The sequence below is a fragment of the Paraburkholderia sp. GAS334 genome, from assembly GCF_050436625.1.
In the GTDB taxonomy this organism is placed as follows: Bacteria; Pseudomonadota; Gammaproteobacteria; order Burkholderiales; family Burkholderiaceae; genus Paraburkholderia.
The window spans coordinates 73,122-98,720 of sequence record NZ_JBNDMO010000021.1 but is presented as its reverse complement, the minus strand read 5'-3'; the positions used below and the strand labels follow the sequence as shown (position 1 = coordinate 98,720).

Here is a 25,599-nt window from a genome sequence, read left to right as displayed (position 1 = left end):
CGCGCCTCCTGTCCGACAAATGCGATGCGGTTAGCGGACTGCGGACAGTTCCTTGTCCAGCCGGTCCGCCGGCACGGCGCCCGGCAGACGGCGGCCGTCGGCGAGGAACACCGTCGGCGTGCCGTTGACGTTCATCTGCTGGCCGAGCGCCAGGTTTTGATCGATGGCCGTGGTGTCGCAGCTTGCGGCCGCGGTCGGCGCGCGATGCTCAAGCATCCACGATTCCCACGCCTTTGCGCGATCGGTCGAGCACCAGATCGACTTCGATTTCGACGTCGAATCCGGTGAGAGCACCGGATACAGGAACGTGTAGACCGTCACGTTATCGATCGACTTCAAGGTGGTTTCGAGCTGCTTGCAGTATGGGCAGTTCGGATCGGAAAACACCGCGATCCTGCGCGCGCCGTTGCCTTTCACGACCTTCACTGCGTTGCCAAACGGCAGGTTCGCGAAGTCGATCTTGCTGGTTTCGGCGAGGCGTGCCTCGGTGATATTCGTACGCGTCTTCGCTTCGACGATGTCGCCGAGCACGAGATAGTCGCCGGTTGCATCGCTGTAGACGATCTGTGTGCCGAGGTTCACTTCGTACAGGCCGGCGATCGGCGACTTCGAAATGCTCTTGATGGTCGCGTCACCGAGGCGGGACTCCAGCGCGGCCTTCAGCTTGTCGGTGGTCTGGTCGGCCTGCGCGGAGCAGCCGAGTGCGGCGGCGGCAACGGCCAGTGCCAGCGTCGCGATGCGGATACGTTTTTGCATGTTCGATTCCTGAGTCGGTTGCACGCGCGGTTGCGTGCCTTTCGTGTGTGCTGTGGAAACCAGAGTGGGCGGGCGGCAGCCTTTAGCCCAGCGCCGCTGAAACAAGCCAGCGCTTGAGCAACGGCTGCGCGCCGACAAACGCCATGCCGGTATTGCGCACCGCGCGGGCCACCGTGCCCGGTACGGAAAACAGTTTCTGCAGACCGTCGGTCGCGATCATCAGCGCGCGGATGTCCTCGCGGCGCGCCCGTTCGTAGCGACGCAGCAGCACCGTGTCGCCGAGATCGCGAAACGCTTCCTTCTTCGCGATCACGTCGGCAAGGGCGGCGACGTCGCGCAATCCGAGATTCATGCCCTGCCCTGCGAGCGGATGTATCACATGCGCCGCATCGCCGACCAGCGCGACACGGGGCGCGATCAGACGATCCACCGTTTGCAGCGCGAGCGGGAAACCCTGCGCCGGCGTCACGCACTCGAGCGGCCCGAGCAGGCTTTGCGTCACGCGCTCGACTTCGGCAGCAAGCTGCGCAGGCGCCAGTTCCAGCAGTTCGTGCGCGTGTTCCGTCTGTGCCGACCAGACGAGCGACACATGACCATCCGGCAGCGGCAGCAGCGCGACGATTTCGCCGTCCTTGAACCATTGGTACGCGGTGTCACCGTGCGGCCGACCGGCCTTGAAATTCGCGACGACGCCTGTCTGTTTGTAGTCGCGTCGATCGACTTTCGAGCCGATCTGCGCGCGGACCCACGAGTGCGCACCGTCCGCGCCGACCACCAGATCCGCCTCCAGCACGCCGCCATTCGCGAGCCCGATCGACGCGGCATCGGCCTTCACGTCGAGACTTTGGGCGCGCGAGTCGATCCACGTCAGGTTGGGCTGGAAGCGCAGCGCGGCGTCGAGCGCGCGCTCGATCAGCGACGATTCGGCGATCCACGCCAGTTGCGACACGGAAGCCTGGAAGGCGGAGAAATGGAGCTCGGCGGCTGCGTCGCCGAAGACGCGCATGTCGTAGACCGGCGCGAGACGCGGCAGATCGAGCGCCTGCCAGACGCGCAGACGCTCCAGCAAAGTCTGCGAACTCGCAGAAAGCGCGTATACACGCGCATCGAAAGCGGCCCCGGCGGGGAGCGACGCGCACGTCTGCGCGAGTAGCGCGACGCGCCTGCCGCCTTGCGTCAGCGCGAGCGCCGCGGTCTTGCCGACAAGCCCGCCGCCGATCACGGCAACGTCGAAGGTCTGGTGGTGAACAGTCATCCGCGCATTATAGCCGCGGGTGTTCGTGGGGACGGATGCGGCGCGTGCGGCATTTGCGCTGGTTTCCTGACCTGGGTCTGCTATCGGGTTCCGGCGGCCAGATTCGCGCTGACAAGGCATGCGCAGCGGCACCCGCACAGACAAGGGTTACAATTGCGGTTTTCGGTGACGGCCGTCACCGGCACAAGACGTTTCGCTTACGCCGCGATGTCTGGCGCAGTCCCGTTTGCGGACTTCCGCCGGCACGCGAAGCCGCTACCAGGCTGTCCTTCCGCCCAACGGCCGCGCCGTAACGCACGTCATCACCTGATTTTTAGAGAACCCTCATGAGCCTCCAATGCGGCATCGTCGGCCTGCCTAACGTCGGCAAGTCCACCCTGTTCAACGCGCTGACCAAGGCGGGCATCGCCGCCGAAAACTATCCGTTCTGCACCATCGAGCCGAACGTCGGCATCGTCGAAGTGCCGGACGCGCGGCTTCACGCGCTGGCTGAGATCGTCAAGCCGGAGCGGATCCTGCCGGCGGTCGTGGAATTCGTCGACATCGCGGGCCTCGTGGCTGGCGCGAGCAAGGGCGAAGGGCTCGGCAACCAGTTCCTCGCGAACATCCGCGAAACGGACGCGATCACGCACGTCGTGCGCTGCTTCGAAGATGAGAACGTGATTCACGTCGCGGGCAAGGTCGATCCGCTGTCGGATATCGAAGTCATCAACACCGAACTGGCGCTCGCCGACCTCGCGACGGTCGAGAAATCGCTGACGCGTTATTCGAAGGCCGCGAAGTCCGGCAACGACAAGGAAGCGGGCAAACTCGCGGCAGTGCTGGAAAAGGTCCGCGCGCAGCTCGACCAGGCGAAGCCGGTGCGTGCGCTGGATCTGTCGGACGAAGAAGAGGCGCTGCTGAAGCCGTTCTGCCTGATCACCGCGAAGCCGACGATGTACGTCGCCAACGTGAAAGACGACGGTTTCGCGAACAACCCGTACCTCGATGCGGTGAAGAAGTTTGCCGAAGCGGAAGGCGCGCCGGTCGTCGCGGTGTGCGCGGCGATCGAAGCGGAAATCGCCGATCTCGACGACGAAGACAAGTCAGTGTTCCTCGCCGACATGGGCATGGACGAGCCTGGCCTGAACCGCGTGATCCGCGCCGCTTTCAAGCTGCTCGGCCTGCAGACGTACTTCACGGCGGGCGTGAAGGAAGTGCGCGCGTGGACGATCCATATCGGCGACACGGCACCGCGGGCGGCTGGCGTGATTCACACCGACTTCGAACGCGGTTTTATTCGTGCGCAGACGATCGGCTTCAATGACTTCGTAACCTACAAGGGCGAACAGGGCGCGAAGGAAGCCGGCAAGATGCGGGCGGAAGGCAAGGAATATGTTGTCCATGACGGTGACGTCATGAACTTTCTGTTCAACGTCTAACCCCACCCGACGATCCAGCGCGATCCACATCACACCAAAAATCCCCGCCAAACCCAATACTGGCGGGGATTTTCATTCCACCACCATCCATACACCGCCAGCCCCTGCCAGCCCAAAACCGTACAAGAACCGGTGTAAGATACGGAGCATGCAACCCAAACCGTATACGGTTCTGTCATGCCCAAGCTAAACGACACCCAATGCCGCAACGCCAAGCCGGTGACCAATGGCGACGGCACAATCCAGCCGACCCGCCTTATTGATGGCAACGGCCTTGTGCTTGAGGTCAAGGCCAAGGGCGCAGGCGTCTGGCGCTACCGATTCGAGCTTGGCGGGAAGCCCGGCATCTACACGCTGGGCAACTACCCGGCTATCAGCCTGTCTGACGCCCGAAAGGAACGCGAGCGCCTGCGCGAATTGGTAAAGCAGGGCATCAACCCTGTACATGATCGCCGCATCACCCGAGCCAAGCGCATTCAGCAGGGAGCCATGACTTTTGAGGCTATCGCCAATGAATGGCTCGGGGCCAAGGACTGGCAAGACGACACAAAAGCGCGTAGGCGCGATATGTTCAAACGCGTGGTATTCCCAACACTCGGGAAATTGCCAGTGAACGCGATCACGCCCGCCATCGTCTTGGAGGTGCTTCAAAAAGCCCACACGTCCAACGGGCCTAGCGTTGCAGCCGAAGCCAAGCGTTCCATTTCAGGCGTATTCGAACTTGCCGTAGCAACGCTCCGCGCCGACTCTGACCCCTCCTATCCGATCCGCAAAGCGCTTCCGAAAAATAAAACTCAGCACAAACGCCCGCTTACCACAGACGAAATTGGGCGACTGATGCGGGATCTAGCTGGATACGAAGGCAATTTCCAGACAGTCAACGCCTTCCGGCTGATGTGGCTCACGCTATGTCGTCCCAGCGAAGCCATTGAGGCTGAATGGTCCGAATTCGATTTGGATGCCGCTGTGTGGCGCATTCCGGCAGCACGTATGAAAAAACGTCGCGAACATACGGTGCCGCTACCGAGCCAAGCCGTCGAAGTTATGCGCGCAATGCAAAGCGTAACCGGAAAGGGACGTTTTGCCTTTCCCAATCGCGATGATCGGAATAGGCCCATGACCGCAGCAGCTTTTCGACAGGCACTCAAAACGCTTGGATGGGCTGGCGAGTACAGCCCGCACGCAACGCGCACGACCGGCAGCACACGCTTGAACGAAATGAATTACTCATCCGACTGGATCGAGCGGCAACTCGCACATGCGGAATCAAACGCGGTCAGGCGCGCGTACAACCACGCCGAATATCTCGAAGGCCGCGCAAAAATGATGCAGGAATGGGCCGATCTACTTGATGCCCTTCGCGACGGCGCGAAAATCATTCCCGGAAAATTTGGTAACGCAGCGTAGATGCTATTTGAGACAAGGATTGCCAAATGCCAAGCGTAAAACATTCAAAACTGCAAAGAGATAGCGCAAACGGGAACGGTAAAAATCCCGATGCGGCGTCAAAAAATGCACTTGAATGCAAAGCCTTCCCGGACGGAATGGATCTCAATGACTATCAGGGTTACGAGAGATGGTCTAATCGGCAGTGGGCATGGGAATTTTTGCGCCGCAATGAAAAATTCCGTACTGCGTGCATCGACCTAGGCAGGATTGCCGTCGAATCTGACGAATACAAGAAAAAGTCACGCAGCATCGCAAAAAATTTCAAACTAAGGCATTTTGTTCACTATACGACACCGTTCAAAGATGGCAAAGACGGTCCGTGGTTCAATCCAACGCGCATCTGGTCGAAAATTCCCAGCGGTGCCTCGTCACGCACAGTCAACGTTCAAATCCGGAAAGGTCAGGTTGTCGTTCGATTCGACCTGCTTCCCGCTCTTGAAGATGAGCGGATAATCAAAGCACAAATTCATTATGCGGAACTCGCGCTCGAAGCCCAGCTGGCGAAATTGCTGGAATCCGATCAAGCGAAACGATCCGGTCGAAGAGACGCGGAAGAAACACCCGAGGAGCGGCTTGCGTGGCTGAGAACGCTGGACGCGAAATTCTGTAACGTGCCGCACTCGAAAATATACGAGCAAGTCTACCCCGAGCATTGTCAAAATACCGTCGAAGAGGGCGTTGACAAGAGGGAGTGGCCAATCCGTTTAAAGAGCCTCGCGCGAAAAGCCCATGAACTTGCTGACGGACGCTATCTCGGACTCGCCTTACCCAAAACGCAAACTCGCTCCCGGTCAAAATCCTCGCGTACCGCAAAGTAGAACAAGGTACGTACAAGCGCATCTCTTGCACGTACAGAGTACGTACAAGATACACCGTACCAGGCCATGCCACGCCCCCTCAGCCCCATGACATAGTCCATCCACGCCGTTCTTAACACGGCAACTTTGACGGATGGATCTATGATTTTAAACACGCAACACGTTCACGCGACAGACGCCGACGACTACCAACAAGACGCACGTCAAAATGTCCGGGTATTGAAACGCCCTGCCGTTGAGCAAGTCACGGGCATTTCCCGCTCGCTCATATATGAGCTTGTGAAAGCCGGAACATTCCCACGCCCCGTCAAATTGACGCCAAACAGGGTGGGCTGGCTCGAACATGAGGTTTTTGCTTGGGTTCAAGCAAGAGCAGCACGTCGACAAGCGGCGTAAGCAACATCTCCCATACAGGGGCTCACCGGACAAATTGACCGTGCCACGTGCTCAACAGTAGCGTGCCTTGCCCCCTGTAATACCTACCATGTATACCCAATATGACCTATACATACTATGGTTAGTCACATGAATAGTAGTGCAGATAAAATACTTCCCGAAAAATTTCAGGTTAATGTGGATACAGTACGCTTTTCGATTAAAGGCGTGCAGGTGGAAGTAGAGGGCGTAACACGAATGCTTGTCGCTGACTCAGACGGTGCATACATAAAAACGGTTACCAATCGAAAGCGCATCCCGGGCAAGTACGGACGTCATGCCTTGTGTATTCGCGTGGCATCGCGCTCCGAAAAAGATAAAGAACTCCTCGTTGAAGGGTCGCCATTCGCGAATCACTATGGCCAGAATGTCTGGTCACGTGCGAGCGTCAAATTGGCCTGCACCTCAACCGTGCAGCGACTCATTCGTGAGCTGAATATCAGCGCTACGCCCGATACCGTGGCAGCGTGGAACAGCGGAGAGATTGAGCTTCACCGTGTCGACCTTGCCGTCAACTTCCGCCTCGATTCCAAGCAACAGGTTGATGAGGTGCTCACGCAATTGAAACGCCAATTGATTGCCACCCGCTTACAGTGCAGCATTCACGCCCGCTACGCAGCATTGTGCCCTCGCAATAGCAAGCAGTACCGCATTGCAGCCTATGACAAGGGCGCGCAATTGGCGTTGAAAAGCTCAGGCGATCATGATAACGACTCGTTCCGACGCCTTGTTGCCGAGTGCGAGTCGATATTGAGGATAGAGGTTCGGCTGCTCCGGCCAGAGCTTCAGAAACTGGGGTTGACTCTCGCCCGCGATTGGAAGCCCGAAACAAGTCGCGACGTTTTCCGGCAATATTTCGCCCGATTGCCTCTGCACGATGTTAGTTTCGGCCCGTTGTCTAGCGCCGACTTCGATGATACCGCGGAGCGAATGCGCCCAATACTTGCACTTCACAAGTTCGGCGCGGATTGGAAGCAGATCTATTCGGAACGAACACGAACTCGCCACAGGGCGTATTTCAAGGAGCGCGGCATCAACCTCGACTGCCCGAATGTCCCCGGGCCACCGATTTCTCTTGCCGACGTGTTGTCCACAGCGGGAATCATTGCGAAAACGCCGCAGTGGTTGATTGAGGCTGGAATGGCACCTCAACTAAAGCGGAAGCAACATCACCAAGTAGCGACCGTCACGCACCCCAGCCCCGCAGTTATCCCGAGCAAGCTTTCCAGCGAACGCAAGGGAACTCGGCTTACACTCATCCGACGCGCGCCCATACGTGCAGATCAACTCGACCGACGCGAACCGCCTGCATAGAGGAACGCAACGGGCACGCTGAAGACTACCGCCAGCCTCCCCAAAACGGCTGGCGGTAGTTCCGATGACTGGGAGGCCTTCAACGAGCGGGACGGGCAAGGAACGGGGCCAGCGCTCGAAGAGCACATGCAAACTTAACGGCCACGCAACCGCGCTTCCAACATCGCCATGAGTTGCGCACCAGTCAAACCAAGCGGCTTGGCAACGGCCATAAACGTAGCAATGGACGGTAACCGCTGACCTCGCTCCAGCATGGAGATAAACGTGCGGTCAAGGCCAGCCTCAAAGGCGAACACCTCCTGCGACATGCCGCACTCTACCCTCAGAGTGCGAAGCACATTCCCAAATACCTCCTCCAATTCGCCTTTTGGTGCAGCTCCCATAGACGGAAGATGCAGCGATACGTAGACTATGGTCTACGGACAGTTGTCTACATATCTGTTATTGGCCAAAGATAACAAGCCCTTTCTGAGGCACAATCCAAATCTGATGCAACAACAAAAACGGGGAAAAAATGAAGTTGCTTGGAAATATCGTTTGGTTTACCGGCGCTCTAGCCCTACTCACATCAACCAACATCTACGCTGAAAACTCCACAACTACAAGTAGTGACGATTTCGGAAAATTAAGTTACTCCGAATTACTGCCAATTGCAGAACACGGAGACCCCAAAGCTCAAAATGAACTCGGCAGACGGTTCAGTCTAGGGAAAGGCGGCGTTTCACAAGATCAGAAGCAAGCGCTGATTTGGTTCAGTAAATCAGCCAATCAAAATAACGCCTACGGGCAAAATATGGTTGGCCTCCTTTATTTAAATGGAGTCAGCGTCACAAAAGATTATCAAAAAGCATTGGATTGGTTCCGGAAATCTGCCGACCAAGGATACGCCGAAGGCGAAGCCAACTATGCCCTGATGTTCCAGAATGGCTACGGAGTTGCGCGCGACTATAAAATCTCCCAAGACTGGTATCGAAAAGCCGCAGAGAAAAACATTGCGCGAGCCGAATTCAATCTAGGAGCTATTTACTTTAACGGTCTCGGTGTACCTCAAGATTATAAGCAGGCGCTGAACTGGTTTAGTAAGGCAGCAAACCAAGGCCACGCCAATGCCGAATACGCCCTGGGCCAAATGTATGCCGAAGGTACGGGAACTGCCCGAGATTACAAAGCGGCCCGGGAATTGCTGACCAAAGCGGCAGACCAAGGAAACCCAAGCGCTCAATCCTATCTTGGCTGGATGTATTATCAAGGCGCAGGAGTGGCGAAAGACTACAAAAAATCTATAGATTTTTATAGCAAAGCGGCAGCGCAAGGCGATACCGACGCTCAACGCAATCTGGAAATGGTGAAAAAAGAACTTTACGACAACGTCGATAAAGAAATGGCAATCATGGACGCAAGTGACAACGAACAATTGCGAGCACCCGACAACAATCGAGGAAGTAAGAATCAGGGCGCAGCATCCGAAAAGGGAGTCTCACCAGTAAAGGTAGGCGTTAGCCTAGAAAATATTGCCAATGAGCTTGATACCGTCGTCAAAGTATCAGCAATAGAGGACCACGTCATAATTAATAAAATAATAATAAATCGAGGAAATAGTTGCGACTCTGCAACAGGAAAGCCGCTCATGCACCTTGGAGAATCGACTCCTCGCTCAGACTTCCCGATAACACTTAAATATGGACAAAATTACAAGGTAGTGCAGCTTTCATGCCACGCCGACGATATCATGGAAGTTTTAGTTTCAACAAGCACTGGAGATTTTAAATTCAATAAAAATAATTTCGACTGAATTCGATAATCCTCCACAAAAAGCACAACCACAATACACCGTCGCAACGAGAATTTTTACTCAGCCAGCTATCGCATCAAGCCTGAAATTTAGCAAACCAACACCCTAATCAAACGAAAAAGCCCTGCGGCATCTATGACGCGCAGGGCTTTTGCTATCGAACAATACAAAACAAAAACACTCAATCAATAAAAAAATACCATCAATCAGAAATTTTAAATCGAGAATAACATTACTCACCAATCAACTGATCCCAACCAAGCAACGAAAATTTTCCATGCGATAGCAAAGGGGGATTCGCTGGCACTGCGGGAAAGCGTAAATTTGTAGGCTGGGACGGTTTTCTAGAGGGGCGAGCCGGAAACGGAATATTATTAGGCATGACAATGCCGGGATCCGCACCAAGCAGATAAGCAACAGGTTTTCTCCAGTGATCCCAAAAAACCCCATTTAAAAAATAACCGAGGTGCAGAATATCCAAAGAGAATAGGCCATTGTTTCGCTCGAACGCAATATAGCTCTTCTTAGGGTCATATATTACCCCACTCCCTACGTGGAGCCACGCCACTAGGTTGCGACCTTCATCAAATACAGGTTCCATAGTTGTCTCAAGAAATCAATCTCAGAAAATTGCTGTAGTCGCAGAATGCCGAAGCATTTCCAGCGCCATGAAATTGACTTCCCTCCGACTATGTCGGGGTAGAGACGACTAGGTATCAGTCACCTAGCGGCTACATCACGGACGCCATGACGTTGACACTGCAAGGGGTTCGCCGGGACACCCGCGAGGGCGCCAGATCGCCCAGCTGCCGTTTTAATTATGGTTACGCGGCGAACAAACAGTATACGAAACCGTATACAGAATCCCTAACATTGAACAAAACAACGGAATCACAGGGCTTAGACGCCCGACTTACCGTTTAACGTCTGACCGGGTCGAAGCGCATTCGATCTGGTTCGATGCAATGAAAAAGCCCGCTTTCGAAGCGGGCTTTTTCTTCTACGTGTTCACGCACGATGCCGGATTACTCGGCCTTCGCTGGCTCGGTTTGAGCCGTCGGCGCCGACGCTTCTTTTGGCGGCGCCTCTTCCTTGATCTCGTACGAAGGATCGCGCACCCAGCGGCTCAGATCCTTGCTGATCGCAACCGCGCTGCGGTCAAGGATGGAGCACGTCCCCTTAAAGCCGCCAAAGAATCCGCCCATTGACCACCGGTTGATCTTCGTGTGACGGACAACATTCCCATCTTCGACAAGGTCCGCCGTCACCGTAATGGCCTTCGGTCCGCTCCAGGCGCCACCGCCGACGCCCAGCACGTGGGTAATCTGCAGGCGCAGAATCTCTGCGCCGTTGGCCTCGCTCTGCGATGCGATCGTCCCGTCGCCCGTTTTGTTGAGTTTGCTCAGCACGCCGCCGACGTGATCCGTCAGCATGTTTTCGATCTTGCATTCCGTTTTGACCTGCTCGACGACGGATGCTTCGGGCGCGTATGTCACCGGAGTTTCCAGCAGGATCGGGCTGGCGGCAAAGGTGGAGGCACTCGACAGACACAGGATCGCCAGCACGACGCGTTTCATGGATGTACTCAAAATCGCACCCGGTAGTGGTTGGTTGGAAATTGGTCCGGTCAACGGACATATGAATCTTTCTTTCTGCTTATCTGACAAATCTGTAACCGAACGTAACTTATCAGAAACGCTGGCTTGCATGACTGCAAAAGCGCACGGTCTGACGCCTCGAAACAACAGGCTATGCGCTTCGAATATATTGAGGTGGTGCGGGCCGAAGCGGCGGCCGGGTCATCCGGGACGCGACTTCGCACGCTCACCTTAAAGGGGCCCGCGTGCAACGTCATCTGGAAGAAGTGAAGCCGCCTTGTTGCTGGCCCCGGCTTATCGCCGGACACTCCCCCGCCGCGTCGATTCCCGCTCTTACTCGCTCCATCTGCGCGGGCGAATCCGCCAGCACCGCATCGATCCCCAGGCACGCCGCGGCGCGATAGTCCTCAGCGCTGTTCACCGCGATCACGACAATGCGCACGCCGGGACGTTGCCGGAAACACGCCACAGTCGAACCCGACCACATCGTTGCATTCACCTTTGATATCCCCTCGCCCAGCGTGAATTTCTCCGTGACGGTGAGCGGACGATGCAATTCGAACGCTGTCCACGTGTCCTTGCCCGGCGCGTTGAAGCAACCTTCATTGAGCAGCACACGCAGAAGCCGTGTTCGAGTCTCATCGCGCGGTTCGAACACAGTCGCCTGCGGATACGCAGCAAAGCTCTGCTGATACGCGCTCTCCGTCGAATAAATGACGACGCGTGACCACGCATTCTCTTCGGTCAGCACTTGCGCCACGGCCTGCGCCTGCGGCGCGGCCGGCAGCGCCTTCATGTCGAGAATGACCAGCATCCCGACCGGAATCGCCCGCAATGCTTCACGCAGCGTCGGGACACCAACGGGCGCGCGTCGATACGGATAGTCGTCGTTTCCCTTCGCATCGCGCGACCTGAACATCCAGCCCGCGTTGACCTGAGCCAGTTCAGCCGCCGTTCGCGTCGACACCGGACCCGAAGCATCGGTGAGCGCCGACAGATCAGCCGGACGATAAAGCACCGGCACGCCATCCCTGCTCAACTGCACGGTGAGCCACATCGCGTCGGCGTGATGCGCGACCGACTGGCGGATCGCTTCGAGTGTGTTTTCAGGCGCGTCGCCCGTGCCGCCGCGATGCGCGACGATGCGTGGCAGCGCGGCCACGTCACGCCCGGGCACCGGCGCAGCACAGGCGGAAAAGAGCGCGACAACAATCGATCCAGCAGCAACCCGATAAAACGAACGCAGCATGGGAACTCCCGATTTTCGGCGGATGGATTTTGCATGGTCGACAAAACCAGGTCGATCTCCCATCAGAAATTGCTGGTTATCATGCGCGGGGTGACGCAAGGCAACCTGCATCGATCACCACAATACAAAGACAACATGACCAGAACGACATTGACCCGCCTGCGGCCGCTCATCGCGAGCATCCTGCTGTTCGCGACGACCACTTCATTCAGCTATCAGGCTTCACCGCCCGGCACTCCCGACGAAGCCAATCTCAGCAGCCACAACACCTATCAGAACCACGACGGCGCAACGGTCCACGCGCCCGCGCGCTCGTTGTCCGGCGCGGTTCCCGAGGGCGCGAGCGCGCGCTGCCGCGACGGCACCTACAGCTTCAGCCGCCATCACAGCGGAACGTGTTCGCGTCACGGCGGCGTCGCTGACTGGCTTTAACGCGCCTGCCCGCAAGCCGGATTGCCCTGGCCAGATGGCATAGACACGGCCTGCGACGGTGCTTGCGCCCTGGACGGCGAAGTACAATGCCAGTTCTCCCAGCGCGCCGGCTGCCGGCGCCGTCCGGGAAACGCATACCCATCCACCCACGTCCGCCCGCCCTGTTTCAGCGCGGCCGGCGGCGTCAACGCCTGATTTCAAGCAAATGGCCCAATACGTCTTCACCATGAACCGGGTCGGCAAGATCGTGCCGCCCAAGCGTCAAATCCTGAAAGACATCTCACTGTCGTTCTTCCCCGGCGCGAAGATCGGTCTGCTCGGCCTGAACGGCTCGGGCAAGTCGACGCTGATCCGCATCATGGCGGGCGTCGACAAGGACATCGAAGGCGAAGCCACGCCGATGCCGAACCTGAACATCGGCTATCTGCCGCAGGAGCCGCAGCTCGATCCGCAAAAAACAGTACGCGACGCCGTCGAGGAAGGTCTCGGCGACGTCTTCAACGCACAGAAGAAGCTGGACGAAATCTACGCCGCGTACGCCGAGCCGGACGCCGACTTCGACGCGCTCGCAGCAGAACAGGCGAAGTACGAAGCGATCCTCGCCACCGCCGATGGCGGTAGCCCCGAGCAGCAGATCGAGATCGCCGCCGATGCATTGCGCCTGCCGCCGTGGGACGCGAAGATCGAGCACCTGTCCGGCGGTGAGAAGCGCCGCGTCGCGCTGTGCAAGCTGCTGCTCGAAAAGCCCGACATGCTTCTGCTCGACGAACCGACCAACCACCTGGACGCAGAATCGGTCGAGTGGCTCGAACAGTTCCTCACGCGTTTCCCGGGCACAGTGGTTGCTGTTACCCACGACAGATACTTTCTCGACAACGCCGCAGAGTGGATTCTCGAACTCGACCGGGGTTATGGCATTCCGTGGAAGGGTAACTACAGCAGCTGGCTCGACCAGAAGGAAGAGCGGCTGAAGCAGGAAGAAGCAACGGAATCGGCACGTCAGAAGGCGATCAAGAAGGAACTGGAATGGGTGCGCCAGAACCCGAAGGGCCGTCAGGCGAAATCGAAGGCGCGTATTGCACGCTTTGAAGAATTGAGCAGTCAGGATTACCAGAAGCGTAACGAAACGTCGGAAATCTTCATTCCGGTCGGTGACCGTCTCGGCAACGAAGTGATCGAATTCAAGAACGTGACGAAGGCATACGGCGACCGTCTGCTGATCGACGATCTGAGCTTCAAGATTCCGGCGGGCGCGATCGTCGGCATCATCGGGCCGAACGGCGCCGGTAAGTCGACGTTGTTCCGCATGCTGACCGGCAAGGAACAGCCGGATTCGGGCGAGATCGTGCAAGGTCCGACAGTGAAACTGGCATATGTGGATCAGAGCCGCGATGCGCTTGATGGATCGAAGACGGTATTCGAAGAGATTTCGGGTGGCGCAGATGTGCTGACGGTCGGCAAGTACGAAACGCCGTCGCGTGCTTACATTGGCCGCTTCAACTTCAAGGGTGGCGACCAGCAGAAGAACGTGGGCAACCTGTCGGGCGGTGAGCGCGGCCGGCTGCATCTGGCGAAGACGCTGATCGCGGGCGGCAACGTGTTGCTGCTGGACGAACCGTCGAACGACCTTGACGTCGAAACGCTGCGCGCGCTCGAAGACGCGTTGCTGGAATTCGCGGGCTCGGTGATGGTGATCTCGCACGATCGCTGGTTCCTCGACCGGATCGCGACGCACATTCTGGCGTTCGAAGGCGAATCGCAGGTGACGTTCTTCAACGGCAACTATCAGGAATACGAGGCGGACAAGCGTAACCGCCTCGGCGAAGAAGCCGCACGGCCGAAGCGTCTCCGTTACAAGCCGATCACCCGGTAACGGCTGGCGGCGTCGGCGCGACGGGTTGGCTTCTATTGTGGCCGACCCGCCGCGACTGGTCGGGCGCTGATCCACAGCCGGTCGATCGGTGCTCTACCTCTGATCGCTACAGTACAGCTCAACGGTCTGGCCGCGCGAGATGCGTGGCAACGAGGAGGCAGGCATGGCGATGTCGAAGGGCAGTCGTGTGGCCGTCGCGCTGACGGGCGTGGTGGCCGCGGTGATTGTCATCGTGATTGCCGGCCTCCTGTTCATTCGGAACGAAGTGAAAGAGCGCGTTATCACTGCGCTCGGCCCGCTCGGCAGCGCTGACACCATCGACGTCGGCTTCTCGACCATCCGCCTCGCCAATGTTCGCCTGCGCGCACCCGAAGGGTGGCCAGCGGGCGACCCGTTTCACGCCGACACGGTTATCGTCGTGCCCGACATTCGCGATCTGCTCAATCGGCGCGTCCATGTGCGCAACATCGTCGTCAGCGGATTCAATCTCACGATGCTGCGCACGAAAGACGGCGGAGTCCAGATTCTGCCGAACCTCCGGCAGACGTTGAACCGTCCCGAAAACGCTGACGCAGGCAACCCACACGATACCGACGAATCGCCCCTGCCGCGGGAAAAGCTCATCGATCACGTCGTTCTCCAGCACGGCACATTTGTGTTCTACGACCTCGCGGTGAGCAATACCGCGTACAAGGTCACCGTCAGCGATGTCAGCGCCACCGTCGATCACCTTCATCTCCCCGACCTCAACGAGCCGACAACGGTTGCCATAAATGGCTCGATCAGGGGACCCGCGCATACCGGCACGGTTTCATTCGGCGGCTGGATGAAAATCTCCAGCAGGGATTCGCAGACGACCACGACGCTGCGCGGCGTCGACATCAAGACGCTCGATCCGTACTTCCTGAAGAAGGCCGGCGCGAAGGCCCAGGTGACGGGCGGCACGCTCGACATGACGGTCGAATCGACGGTTCGCAACTATCAGTTGCATGCGCCGGGCGTCGCGACGCTGCACCACCTGCAACTCGCCGATACCGACAATCCAGTCGATACGTTCCTTTCGATTCCAGTCAAGGCGGCCGTCGCGGCGCTCAAGAAACACGGCGACGACATCACGCTGCATTTCGTGCTCGAGGGCAACCTGCGCGATCCAAAGTTTTCACTGAACGAAAGCCTGCTGACGAAGATGGGCAACGGCTTCGCATCGGCGCTTGGCGTGAGCGTCGAAGGCGTGGCGAAGGGCGCGGGTGAAACGGTCAAGGATCTGGGTAACGCGTTGCGGAATCTCCTCGGCAACGGCAACGGCAGCGGTAACGGCAAATAGCCGCACCACAGCGTCCGACGCGTCCCGGCCGTCAGACCGGCAAACCCAGTTCGCGCAGCTTCGCTTCGGTCTGCGGGGCGTGGGTGTGATGCACGCCATGCCAGCCAAGCGCAGTCGCAGCTTCGGCGTTCTTCAGGTTGTCGTCGATGAAGACGAGCTCCGCCGGCTGGATGCCCGGCAGATGCATCTCGATACGCTTCACCATCTCCGCGAAAATCGCCGGGTCTGGCTTCACGAGCTTCACGCGACCGGACACCACGATGTCCTTGAAGCGCCGCAATACCGGAAAGTTGTCCCACGCGTAGGGGAACGTCTCCGCCGACCAGTTCGTCAGACCGAAGAGCGGCACGCCAGCCGCGTCGAGCTTCTCCAGCGTCGCAATGCCGTCTTCGAGCACGCCTGCGATCATCTCGTGCCAGCGCTCGTAGAACGCGCGGATCAGCGTTTCATGTTCGGGATACTTCGCGATCAGCTCGGCCGTGCCTTCCTCGATCGTCTGCCCACCGTCCTGACGGATGACCCAGTCCATCGCGCAGACGTGTGTGAGGAACCAGCGGCGCTCCGTCTCGTCCGGAATCAGCGTGCGGTAGACATACTCCGGACTCCAGTCGATCAGCACGCCGCCAAAATCGAAAACGACTGCCTTGATGGTCATGCAAACTCCGTTGCCAGTACGTCGGAAAGCGGGCGCACAGCGACGCAGTTGCCCGACATGGACGCGTTCTCCCAGACCCAGTTGTGATGCGCCACGATCTGCTCGGGCGCGAGGTGCGGTCTCCGCTGGGTCGTATGCAGATCGGAAACGACTGTGGTCCGGTAGCCGAGCGTGACGGCGCGACGCGCCGTCGTGTCGACGCAGAACTCGGTTGCGTATCCGCATAGCAGCAGGCGGTCGACGCCCAGCCGCTCCAGACGATCCGCCAGCGACGTCTCGTGAAACGAATCGCCCACTGACTTGCGCACAAGCTGATCATCGTCGGTGCGCACGAGCGCCGGGTGCAGCTCCCAGTCTTCGGTGCCCGGCACGACCTGTTCCTCTTCCGGCACGCCATCGTGCTGGACGAAGAAAACAGGCGCCCGAGCCGCGCGTGCAGCGGAGGTGAGCTGGTTAATGCCGGCGATCACCTGATCGCCCCGGTAAGAAGCTGATGGGCCGCAGAAGAATTCCCGCTGCACGTCGATAACCAGCACTGCCACGGTTGCCATATGGACTTCCTCGTCATTGGGTCAATGCGACGCCGCGCGGTGCGCCCGCCGCGCGTCAGATCGCCTGTGTGCGCGCTTCCAGCCACGCCTTCGCGTCGCCGGACACATGCGGCGACACGCGTGCGCGCACGGTCTCGTGATACGCGTTGAGCCACGCGCGCTCATCGTCGCGCAGCAACGAGAGATCGACACAGCGCGTATCGATCGGGCACAACGTCAGCGTCTCGAACTTCAGGAAATCGCCGAACTCGGTCTTTTCCGCGTCGCGATTCAGCACGAGGTTTTCGATCCGGATACCCCACTTGCCTGGCCGGTAAATGCCCGGTTCGATCGACGTGATCATGCCTGCTTCCATCGCCGTCCATGCTTCAGCCGGCGCGTAGTGCGAGATCACCTGCGGACCTTCGTGCACGTTCAGGAAATAGCCGACACCGTGACCCGTGCCGTGGCCGTAGTCCGCACCGGCTTCCCAGATCGGCGCGCGCGCGATCGAGTCGAGCATCGGTGAACGGATGCCGCGCGGAAACTGCGCGCGCGACAGCGCCATCGTGCCCTTCAGCACGGTCGTGAAATCGCGACGGTGTTCGGCGTTGATCGTGCCGATCGGCACCACGCGCGTGATGTCAGTCGTGCCGCTCAGGTACTGGCCGCCCGAATCGATCAGCAGCAGCCCGTTGCCTTCGATCGTGGCGTGCGATGCCTGAGTCGCACGGTAATGCGGCATCGCGCCGTTCGCATTGAAGCCCGCGATCGTGCCGAAGCTCAGCGTGACGAAACCCGGCCGGCGGGCGCGCGCGGCCGTCAGACGTTCGTCAATGGTGAGTTCGGTAATTGTTTCGCGGCCGAGCGCGCCCTCGAACCACGCGAAAAATTCGGCGAGTGCTGCGCCGTCCTGCTCCATGGTCGCGCGCACATGGTCCGCTTCGGCTTCGGTCTTGCGCGATTTCAGGAACGTCGAAGGATTCACCGCTTCGACAATTTTCACTTTCGGCGGCACGGCCTGCAATAGACCAAACGTTATACGTCGCGGGTCGATCAGCAACGTCGAACCGGCGGGTAGTGCGGCAAGCGCGTCAGCGGCCTGAAGGTATGGTTTGACCTGAATGCCGTCGCGCGCCAGGGCGTCAGCGAGCGCCTGCGGCACCTTGCCGTCAGCGACGAACAGCGACGCGCTATCCAGGCCGATCAGCGCATGCGCGACGAACACCGGGTTGTAACTGACGTCCGCGCCGCGCAGGTTCAGCAGCCACGCGAGATCGTCCAGCGTCGAGATGAAATGCCATTGCGCGCCCTTTTCCTGCATCGCGCGACGGATCTGATCGAGCTTGTCGGCACGCGCGACGCTCGCATGCGGCGCGGCGTGTTCGTAGACGACATCGACCGGCAGCGTCGGCCGCTGCGGCCAGATGACTTCCAGCAGGTCGACGTCGGTACGCAGCTTGATGTCGCGCGCTGTGAGCGCGTCGGTCAGCGCGCGCGCCGCCGAGACGCCGAGCACCGCGCCGTCGACGCCCACCACCGCGCCGCCCGCCACGTTCTGCGCGAGCCAGTCGATGTGCGGCGCCGTTTGCTGGCCGCCCATCATCTTCATCAACTGCACGCCGGTGCCGGCGAGTTGCGCTTCGGCCTGCACCCAGTAGCGGCTGTCGACCCAGAGGCCGGCGAAGCCGTCGGTCACGACCAGCGTGCCGACCGAGCCGGTGAAGCCGGATAGCCACTCGCGTCCCTGCCAGCGTCCCGGCAGATATTCGGAGAGATGAGGATCGGCGGACGGCACGAGGTAAGCAGCGAGGTTTTCGCGCTTCATTGCGCCGCGCAGCAACGCGATGCGTTCGGGAATGGACGAAGTTTCGGGGAGTCGTGCGTTCATTGTTTCACCTGCAGGGAATTCATCTTATCGACGGGACAAAAGGCCGACCGTCACGGTGACGGCGATCAGGGCAACGGAGGTACAGGCCAGCCATTCGAGCGTATCACCATCGTGGAAGAGACCGGTGACGTTGCCGGCCATTGCCGCCACCACCGCACCAGCAACGCCGGCCACGAGCGCCGCCAGGAACCGCGAGCGACCTGTCCGCCGCAACGGATGCAGCCACCCGCCGACCAGACCGACCACCGCGCCGACGATAACGATGCCGGCCCAACCCATCAGCGACGGGCCTCGACGATTTTCGGACCGGTCTTATAGGGTCGAAGCGTTTGCACAGCTAGCATTTTTGCCTCATTAACGATCAGGTACGAACAGGTCAGCACGGCGCTTTCCGCGTAGCGGATGAGTTTAGGGGGCGGGATAGCGCAAGGCAAGCCACGGGGCTTGCCCGGCAGCACGCCCATCCGCCGGCTGAACGTGCTTTTCCCCATGCGAATTGCTCTCGTCGAGCCCGACCGTCGTCAAGCCGAACTGATCGTGCGCCTCCTGCTTGCCGGTGGCCACGCCTGCGCGCATTTCGCGTCCAGCACGCCATTTCTGGCGAGCGCCGCCAGCGAAACCTTCGATCTTCTTCTCACCGATATCTGGTCCGGCGACCTCGCCGCCGAAGATGTCATCCCGCTCGCCCGCAAGGTGCTGCCCGGGCTGCCGGTGATGGTGCTGGTGACGGCGCCGCGCGAAAGCGAGATCGTCGCGAGCCTGCATGCCGGCGCCGACGATTGTCTCTCGAAGCCGGTGCGCGGCCCGGAAATGCTCGCCCGCGTGGACGCGCTGCTCCGCCGGGCCGGCGTTCGCCGGCCGCGCAACCGGCTGCGCAACGTCTTCGGCGAGTACGTTTTCGATGCAGCGCACGACTTTGTGACGTTTCGCGGCCAGCGCGTCGACCTCACGCCGAAAGAGTTCCGGTTCGCGCTGCTGCTGTTCACCAACCTGTCGCGGCCGGTTTCGCGCGCGCACATCCTCGAAACCGTCTGGGCGCGCGGCCGCGACGTAAGGTCGCGCACACTCGACACCCACGCCTCGCGCCTGCGCTCCAAACTCCAGCTCCGGCCGGAACTCGGCTACGCGCTGACCCCGCTCTACGGCTACGGCTACCAGCTGGACAGGGTCGCTGCCTGACCGCGCATGGGGCTTCATCCCGGTATCAGCTGCGTCCAATGAAAGATTCATGGAAACGCTATAATATCGGGCTATACCATAGCGCCGCCCACAATCGCGCCTCATGCAGCTTCTAACGATCGGAATCAATCACCACACCGCGCCTGTCGCCTTGCGCGAACGCGTGGCGTTTCCGCTCGAACAGATCAAGCCGGCGCTGGCGACGTTCAAGGACATCTGGCTCGGCCCCGCTGCCCGCCCGGCGCCTGAAGCCGCGATTCTGTCCACCTGCAACCGCACCGAACTCTACTGCGCCACCGACGACCACGCCGTCCGCGAAGCGGCTATCCAGTGGCTGTCGAAATATCACAATCTGCCTGTCAGTGAACTCGCGCCGCATGTCTACGCACTGCCGCAGTCGGAAGCCGTGCGCCACGCGTTTCGCGTCGCGTCGGGGCTGGATTCGATGGTGCTCGGCGAAACGCAGATCGTCGGTCAGATGAAGGACGCAGTGCGCACGGCTTCCGAAGCCGGCGCGCTCGGCACGTATCTGAACCAGCTGTTCCAGCGCACCTTCGCCGTCGCAAAGGAAGTGCGCAGCACGACGGAAATCGGTGCGCAGTCGGTATCGATGGCCGCCGCGGCTGTGCGGCTCGCGCAGCGCATCTTCGATAAAGTCTCGAACCAGCGCGTGCTCTTCATCGGCGCGGGCGAAATGATCGAGTTGTGCGCGACGCATTTTGCTGCGCAGCAACCGCGCGAGCTCGTGGTCGCAAACCGCACCGCCGAGCGCGGCTCGCGGCTCGCCGAACGCTTCAACGGCCGTGCGATTCCGCTGTCCGAACTGCCTGCGCGCATGCACGAGTTCGACATCATCGTGTCGTGTACGGCGTCGACGTTGCCGATCATCGGCCTCGGCGCGATGGAACGTGCCGTGAAGGCGCGCCGTCACCGACCGATCTTCATGGTCGATCTGGCCGTCCCGCGTGACATCGAACCCGAAGTCGGCAAGCTCGAAGACGTGTTTCTCTATACCGTCGACGACCTCGGCGCGATCGTCCGCGAAGGCAACGCATCGCGTCAGGCGGCCGTTGCGCAGGCCGAAGCGATCATCGAAACGCGCGTGCAGAACTTCATGCAGTGGCTCGATGCGCGTAGCATCGTGCCCGTCATCCGTCACATGCATACGCAGGCGGACACGCTGCGTCGCGCCGAAGTCGAACGCGCGCAGAAGATGCTCGCGCGCGGCGACGATCCGGCGGCCGTGCTCGAAGCACTTTCGCAGGCGTTGACCAACAAGCTGATCCACGGCCCGACGCACGCGCTCAACCGCGCCAGCAGCGAAAACCGCGACAGGCTCATCGAACTGATGAGCGATTTCTATCACCACGGCGGCGCCTCCGCACCGTCTGACCCGTCCGACCCTTCTGACCGTTAGCGACGCTGTCGCCGCGACACTGCCGGCGGCTCGCCCGTCGCATGTCGATCAGGGCTTTCGCCCCGCATCCGCGAATTTCCCGAATTTTCCGAATTTCCCATTAGCTGTCGTCCCTTCCGGAGCCCGCTCCGACCCGTCCGATGAAAACGAGCATGCAAAGCAAGCTCGACCAGCTCACCACCCGGCTGGCCGAACTGAATGACCTGTTGAGCCGCGAGGACATCACCGCGAATCTCGACCAGTACCGCAAGCTGACACGCGAGCACGCTGAGCTCGGGCCGGTTGTCGAGCAATACGCGCTGTGGCGTCAGGCGCTCACCGATGAGGCGACCGCGCAGGAACTGCTCGCGGACGCATCGATGCGCGATTTCGCCGAAGAGGAAATCCGCACCGCGCGCGACCAGAAGACGAAGCTCGAAGCCGAACTGCAGACGATGCTGCTGCCGAAAGATCCGAACGACAACCGCAACATCTTCGTCGAAATCCGCGCGGGCACGGGCGGCGACGAATCGGCGCTGTTCGCGGGCGATCTGCTGCGCATGTATCTGCGCTACGCGGAGCGCAACAAGTGGCAGGTCGAGATGATGTCGGCGAGCGAATCGGATCTGGGCGGCTACAAGGAAGTGATCGTGCGGATTGCCGGAGAGGCCGCCTACTCGAAGCTGAAGTTCGAGTCCGGCGGACATCGCGTGCAGCGCGTGCCGGCGACCGAAACGCAGGGCCGCATCCACACGTCGGCGTGCACGGTCGCGGTGATGCCGGAAGCCGACGAAATCGGCGAAGTCGAGATCAATCCGGCCGATCTGCGGATCGACACGTTCCGCGCGTCCGGCGCGGGCGGCCAGCACATCAACAAGACCGATTCGGCCGTGCGCGTGACGCACCTTCCGACGGGCATCGTCGTCGAATGTCAGGACGACCGCTCGCAGCACAAGAACAAGGACCGCGCGCTCAAGGTGCTGGCCGCGCGGATCATGGACAAGCAGTCGCAGGAGCAGCACGCGAAGGAAGCCGCGACGCGCAAGAGCCTGATCGGCTCGGGCGACCGGTCGGAGCGCATTCGCACGTATAACTTTCCACAGGGGCGTCTCACCGATCACCGGATCAACCTGACGCTCTATCGCCTCGACGCGCTCATGGATGGCGACCTCAACGAACTGATCGCGGCGCTCGTCAGCGAGCATCAGGCGGAATTGCTGGCGTCGCTGGGCGACGCGGATTGACGCACGCGATGAGCAACACGATCGACACCGTCGCCGCACTGCTGCGCGCCTCGCCGCTTCCCGCGCTCGAAGCGCGCATTCTGCTTGGACACGTGCTGCGGTGGCGTCGGACGGAGTTGATCACACGCAGCGATGAGCCGCTCGATCTAGCGCTGGTCGCGCTATATCGGGCGCTGGAGACGCGCCGCGTGGCCGGCGAGCCCGTCGCGCAACTCATCGGCGCGCGTGAATTTTTCGGGCTCGAGTTCGATGTCACGCCGGATGTGCTGATTCCGCGGCCCGAGACCGAATTGCTGGTCGAGACGGCGCTCAGCGCGCTCGAAGGCATCGCAAGACCGCGCGTGCTCGATCTTGGCACCGGCACCGGCGCCATTGCCGTCGCGATTGCCTCCGCGCGGCCCGACGCGCAGGTCTGGGCGGTCGACCGCTCTCCCGAGGCGCTCGCCGTCGCCGCACGAAACGCTTCGAAACTGCTCGACGCGGCGCGCCCTGGCGGTTCCCTGAGGCTTTTCGAAGGCGACTGGTACGCCGCGCTCGACTCAAACGCTGCGCTCCGCTTCGACGTCGTCGTCAGTAACCCGCCGTATATCGCGAGCGGTGATCCACATCTGTCGCAGGGCGATCTGCGCTTCGAGCCGCGCGGCGCGCTCACCGACGAGGCTGACGGCCTGTCCGCGATCCGCGCGATCGTCGCCGGCGCGCCCGTGTGGCTCACGCACGGCGGCGTGCTCTGGATGGAGCACGGCTACGATCAAGCCGAAGCGGTCCGCGCGCTGTTGACGGCACACGGTTTCAGCGAAGTCCGTTCGGAACGCGATCTCGCCGGTATCGAACGCATCAGCGGCGGCCGGCTGGCTGCGGCCTGACACCGGCATCGCGCGAGGCCTGGCACTGCGCGCGTCACAGTAAAGCAGCGCTCAGCCTGAGCAAACGAAATCCGCTATTATTTGGGTCTATCCCGCAATTTCCGAAAACCGCAAGGTCAGTCATGGATACGCAACAACGCATCAAGCAAATCGTCGACGAAAACAACGTCGTGCTCTTCATGAAGGGCAACGCGCAATTCCCGATGTGCGGCTTTTCGGGCCGCGCCATCCAGATCCTGAAGGCATGCAACGTCGACGAGTTCAAGACGGTCAACGTCCTCGACGACGAAGGCATCCGCCAGGGCATCAAGGAATTCTCGAACTGGCCGACCATTCCGCAGCTTTACGTGAAGGGCGAGTTCGTCGGCGGCTCGGACATCATGATGGAGATGTACCAGTCCGGCGAACTGCAGCAACTGTTCGCGGCTGCGTAATTCCGCTCGCGTGGCGCACGCCATGGACACCCAGGCTGCGTCAACGCAGGCAAAGCGCCGGCTGATCATCGCCATCACCGGCGCGACCGGTGCCATTTATGGCATCCGGCTGCTCGAGACGCTGCGCCGCCTGGGCGGCGTCGAAAGCCATCTGCTTATCTCCAGCGCTGGCTGGCTCAACATCCAGCACGAACTTCAGCTCAGCAAGGACGACGTGCATCCGCTCGCGGATGTCGTCCATTCCGTGCGGGACGTCGGCGCGAGCATCGCGTCCGGCTCGTTCGCCACCGACGGCATGATCATCGCGCCCTGTTCGATGAAAACGCTGGCGAGCATCGCGCACGGTTTCGCCGACAACCTGATCACCCGTGCCGCCGACGTCACGCTCAAGGAACGTCGCCGGCTCGTGCTGATGGTCCGCGAAACGCCGTTCAACCTCGCGCATCTGCGCAACATGACGGCCGTGACCGAGATGGGCGGCGTGATTTTTCCGCCGCTGCCGGCGTTTTACAACCATCCGGCGTCAATCGACGAAATGGTCGATCACACCGTCGCGCGCGTGCTGGATCTGTTTGCGCTTGGGCCTGCGCTTGCGCCCGCGTGGCCTGGGCTGCGCGGGACACACGACTGAGACTGTTTCGCTATTGCCGGTCCTGCCACCGGACGTTTGATGCTCGAATCAAGGAGACATCCGATTGCGACGACCATCGCCCGGGCAGACATCAAACTCGCGATTACCCACACCCACGAGACAATCAAATCCGTTTTGCCCCGTTTATCAAACGACAGTGCGCCTCTATAGTGGTAGTAACGAAACCTTCTGGCCGCTTCTGATGCGGCCTTGCCGCCATGACCCGCTTACCCACGCTTTACCTGTCGCACGGTGCGCCGACGCTGCCCATCGACCCGTCGCTGCCGTCCGTCGAATTTGCGACGCTGTCGGCGCAACTGCCGCGTCCCAAGGCCGTTTTGATGCTGTCTGCCCATTGGGGCACGGTGCAGCCGGTCGCGAGCACGTCAGAAGCGCCGGAGACCATCCACGATTTTCACGGCTTCCCACGTCAGCTTTACGAGATCCAGTATCCGGCGCCCGGCGCGCCTGATGTCGCCCGGCGTGCTGCCGCGCTGCTCGGCGAACAGGGCATCCCGACCGCGACGCAGCCGCACGGTCTCGACCATGGCGCCTGGGTGCCGATGCTGCTGCTGTTCCCGGAAGCCGACGTGCCAGTCGCACAGTTGTCGATCCAGCCGCGCATGGACCCGGCGCACCACTTCCAGGTTGGCCGCGCGCTGCGCGCGCTGAAGGACGAAGGCGTGATGGTGATCGGCTCGGGCCAGATCACACACAACCTGCGTGCCGCCGATTTCTCGGCGCGTCCGGAAGACGCCGATCCGCGCGTGACCGAGTTCACCGACTGGTTCGAGTCGAAGCTCGCCGCTCGCGACATCGACGCATTGCTCGACTATCGCGCGCAGGCGCCGTACGCGGTGCTGATGCATCCGACCGACGAGCACCTGCTGCCGGTCTTCTCGGCCCTCGGCGCGGCTGACGACGATTTCACGCTGTCGATCCAGTCACTCGGCACGTACCAGCGTTCGCTCGCGATGACGAATTACGTGTTCGGCAACGCCTGATTCCACAGTCGCCTCGAAGAAAAAACCCCGCCTGAAATGAATCCAGGCGGGGT

27 protein-coding genes are annotated in these 25,599 nt (G+C 60.4%); 16 read left to right on the top strand and 11 right to left on the bottom strand.

The genetic code is table 11. The annotated features are described in order from the left end of the window. Positions 1-30: 30 nt before the first annotated feature. Together P3T21_RS29055 and P3T21_RS29050 are read right to left on the bottom strand one after the other, a co-directional pair. Positions 31-756, bottom strand: a complete 726-nt coding sequence (locus P3T21_RS29055; protein ID WP_429259398.1) for a DsbC family protein — start codon at positions 754-756, stop codon at positions 31-33. A gap of 82 nt (positions 757-838) precedes the next feature. Beyond that, positions 839-2,011 (bottom strand): UbiH/UbiF family hydroxylase, encoded by a 1,173-nt coding sequence (locus tag P3T21_RS29050; RefSeq protein ID WP_429259397.1) that lies wholly within the window; start codon positions 2,009-2,011, stop codon positions 839-841. A gap of 326 nt (positions 2,012-2,337) precedes the next feature. Here P3T21_RS29050 and ychF point away from each other — a divergent pair, with 326 nt between their 5' ends. The 5 genes from ychF (at position 2,338) to P3T21_RS29025 (ending at position 7,448) form a co-directional block, all read left to right on the top strand. Continuing rightward, a complete protein-coding gene (gene ychF / locus P3T21_RS29045; RefSeq protein WP_429259396.1) occupies positions 2,338-3,432 on the top strand; it encodes a redox-regulated ATPase YchF in 1,095 nt (364 codons plus the stop codon). A gap of 177 nt (positions 3,433-3,609) precedes the next feature. Beyond that, positions 3,610-4,839, top strand: coding sequence for a tyrosine-type recombinase/integrase (locus tag P3T21_RS29040; RefSeq protein WP_429259395.1), 1,230 nt, complete (start codon positions 3,610-3,612; stop codon positions 4,837-4,839). Positions 4,840-4,865: 26 nt separating this feature from the next. After that, positions 4,866-5,699: a transcriptional regulator domain-containing protein gene (locus tag P3T21_RS29035; protein ID WP_429259394.1), complete on the top strand. Its 834-nt coding sequence runs from the start codon at positions 4,866-4,868 to the stop codon at positions 5,697-5,699. A 141-nt stretch (positions 5,700-5,840) separates the two neighbouring features. Next, positions 5,841-6,095 carry a helix-turn-helix transcriptional regulator gene (locus tag P3T21_RS29030; RefSeq protein ID WP_429259393.1) on the top strand — a complete coding sequence of 85 codons (255 nt, stop codon included), beginning with the start codon at positions 5,841-5,843 and terminating at the stop codon, positions 6,093-6,095. A gap of 129 nt (positions 6,096-6,224) precedes the next feature. Further along, on the top strand, positions 6,225-7,448 hold the full coding sequence (locus tag P3T21_RS29025; RefSeq protein ID WP_429259392.1) for a phage/plasmid replication protein, II/X family: 1,224 nt from the start codon (positions 6,225-6,227) through the stop codon (positions 7,446-7,448). 134 nt (positions 7,449-7,582) lie between these two features. On the opposite strand, the gene P3T21_RS29020 is transcribed toward P3T21_RS29025, so the two are convergent. Then, positions 7,583-7,831 (bottom strand): helix-turn-helix domain-containing protein, encoded by a 249-nt coding sequence (locus P3T21_RS29020; protein ID WP_429259391.1) that lies wholly within the window; start codon positions 7,829-7,831, stop codon positions 7,583-7,585. A 131-nt stretch (positions 7,832-7,962) separates the two neighbouring features. On the opposite strand from P3T21_RS29020, the gene P3T21_RS29015 reads away from it, so the two are divergent. Next, positions 7,963-9,240 carry an SEL1-like repeat protein gene (locus tag P3T21_RS29015; protein WP_429259390.1) on the top strand — a complete coding sequence of 426 codons (1,278 nt, stop codon included), beginning with the start codon at positions 7,963-7,965 and terminating at the stop codon, positions 9,238-9,240. A gap of 232 nt (positions 9,241-9,472) precedes the next feature. On the opposite strand, the gene P3T21_RS29010 is transcribed toward P3T21_RS29015, so the two are convergent. The 3 genes from P3T21_RS29010 to P3T21_RS29000 form a co-directional block, all read right to left on the bottom strand. After that, on the bottom strand, positions 9,473-9,841 hold the full coding sequence (locus tag P3T21_RS29010; RefSeq protein ID WP_429259389.1) for a 4-fold beta flower protein: 369 nt from the start codon (positions 9,839-9,841) through the stop codon (positions 9,473-9,475). Positions 9,842-10,265: 424 nt separating this feature from the next. Beyond that, complete coding sequence (locus tag P3T21_RS29005; protein ID WP_429259388.1) at positions 10,266-10,949, bottom strand: hypothetical protein; 684 nt, start codon at positions 10,947-10,949, stop codon at positions 10,266-10,268. Positions 10,950-11,091: 142 nt separating this feature from the next. Then, the gene (locus P3T21_RS29000; protein ID WP_429259387.1) at positions 11,092-12,087 is read right to left on the bottom strand and encodes a glycerophosphodiester phosphodiesterase family protein; all 996 of its coding nucleotides are present in this window, start codon (positions 12,085-12,087) and stop codon (positions 11,092-11,094) included. 135 nt (positions 12,088-12,222) lie between these two features. Between P3T21_RS29000 and P3T21_RS28995 the strand changes: the two genes are divergently transcribed. The 3 genes from P3T21_RS28995 (at position 12,223) to P3T21_RS28985 (ending at position 15,716) form a co-directional block, all read left to right on the top strand. Continuing rightward, positions 12,223-12,519: a DUF3761 domain-containing protein gene (locus P3T21_RS28995; protein WP_429259425.1), complete on the top strand. Its 297-nt coding sequence runs from the start codon at positions 12,223-12,225 to the stop codon at positions 12,517-12,519. A gap of 205 nt (positions 12,520-12,724) precedes the next feature. After that, positions 12,725-14,392, top strand: coding sequence for an energy-dependent translational throttle protein EttA (gene ettA, locus P3T21_RS28990; RefSeq protein ID WP_429259386.1), 1,668 nt, complete (start codon positions 12,725-12,727; stop codon positions 14,390-14,392). Between the two features lie 163 nt (positions 14,393-14,555). Continuing rightward, positions 14,556-15,716 (top strand): DUF748 domain-containing protein, encoded by a 1,161-nt coding sequence (locus tag P3T21_RS28985; protein WP_429259385.1) that lies wholly within the window; start codon positions 14,556-14,558, stop codon positions 15,714-15,716. 31 nt (positions 15,717-15,747) lie between these two features. Here the strand turns inward: P3T21_RS28985 and P3T21_RS28980 are convergent, their stop codons facing one another. Genes P3T21_RS28980 through P3T21_RS28960 form a run of 5 tightly spaced genes read right to left on the bottom strand, consistent with a single transcriptional unit; the run spans position 15,748 to position 19,283 of the window. Next, positions 15,748-16,371 carry an HAD family hydrolase gene (locus tag P3T21_RS28980; RefSeq protein WP_429259384.1) on the bottom strand — a complete coding sequence of 208 codons (624 nt, stop codon included), beginning with the start codon at positions 16,369-16,371 and terminating at the stop codon, positions 15,748-15,750. Continuing rightward, positions 16,368-16,922 (bottom strand): cysteine hydrolase family protein, encoded by a 555-nt coding sequence (locus tag P3T21_RS28975; RefSeq protein WP_429259383.1) that lies wholly within the window; start codon positions 16,920-16,922, stop codon positions 16,368-16,370. Before P3T21_RS28975 ends, P3T21_RS28980 begins: the two co-directional genes overlap by 4 nt. 55 nt (positions 16,923-16,977) lie before the next feature. Continuing rightward, positions 16,978-18,792 carry an aminopeptidase P family protein gene (locus tag P3T21_RS28970; RefSeq protein ID WP_429259382.1) on the bottom strand — a complete coding sequence of 605 codons (1,815 nt, stop codon included), beginning with the start codon at positions 18,790-18,792 and terminating at the stop codon, positions 16,978-16,980. A 24-nt stretch (positions 18,793-18,816) separates the two neighbouring features. Beyond that, complete coding sequence (locus tag P3T21_RS28965; protein WP_429259381.1) at positions 18,817-19,071, bottom strand: hypothetical protein; 255 nt, start codon at positions 19,069-19,071, stop codon at positions 18,817-18,819. Further along, positions 19,071-19,283: a hypothetical protein gene (locus P3T21_RS28960; protein WP_429259380.1), complete on the bottom strand. Its 213-nt coding sequence runs from the start codon at positions 19,281-19,283 to the stop codon at positions 19,071-19,073. Before P3T21_RS28960 ends, P3T21_RS28965 begins: the two co-directional genes overlap by 1 nt. Here P3T21_RS28960 and P3T21_RS28955 point away from each other — a divergent pair. The 7 genes from P3T21_RS28955 to P3T21_RS28925 all read left to right on the top strand — a co-directional run bounded on the left by P3T21_RS28955 (position 19,282) and on the right by P3T21_RS28925 (position 25,546). After that, positions 19,282-19,971 (top strand): response regulator transcription factor, encoded by a 690-nt coding sequence (locus P3T21_RS28955; RefSeq protein ID WP_429259379.1) that lies wholly within the window; start codon positions 19,282-19,284, stop codon positions 19,969-19,971. The two genes, P3T21_RS28960 and P3T21_RS28955, sit on opposite strands and share 2 nt — an antisense overlap. A gap of 103 nt (positions 19,972-20,074) precedes the next feature. Then, the gene (gene hemA / locus P3T21_RS28950; RefSeq protein ID WP_429259378.1) at positions 20,075-21,388 is read left to right on the top strand and encodes a glutamyl-tRNA reductase; all 1,314 of its coding nucleotides are present in this window, start codon (positions 20,075-20,077) and stop codon (positions 21,386-21,388) included. Positions 21,389-21,528: 140 nt separating this feature from the next. After that, a complete protein-coding gene (gene prfA, locus P3T21_RS28945; RefSeq protein ID WP_429259377.1) occupies positions 21,529-22,611 on the top strand; it encodes a peptide chain release factor 1 in 1,083 nt (360 codons plus the stop codon). An 8-nt stretch (positions 22,612-22,619) separates the two neighbouring features. Continuing rightward, on the top strand, positions 22,620-23,477 hold the full coding sequence (gene prmC, locus P3T21_RS28940) for a peptide chain release factor N(5)-glutamine methyltransferase (RefSeq protein WP_429259376.1): 858 nt from the start codon (positions 22,620-22,622) through the stop codon (positions 23,475-23,477). A gap of 122 nt (positions 23,478-23,599) precedes the next feature. Next, positions 23,600-23,911, top strand: a complete 312-nt coding sequence (gene grxD, locus P3T21_RS28935; protein ID WP_429259375.1) for a Grx4 family monothiol glutaredoxin — start codon at positions 23,600-23,602, stop codon at positions 23,909-23,911. Between the two features lie 22 nt (positions 23,912-23,933). Further along, on the top strand, positions 23,934-24,542 hold the full coding sequence (locus P3T21_RS28930) for a UbiX family flavin prenyltransferase (protein ID WP_429259374.1): 609 nt from the start codon (positions 23,934-23,936) through the stop codon (positions 24,540-24,542). 218 nt (positions 24,543-24,760) lie between these two features. Then, complete coding sequence (locus tag P3T21_RS28925) at positions 24,761-25,546, top strand: DODA-type extradiol aromatic ring-opening family dioxygenase (RefSeq protein WP_429259373.1); 786 nt, start codon at positions 24,761-24,763, stop codon at positions 25,544-25,546. Positions 25,547-25,599: the final 53 nt, after the last annotated feature.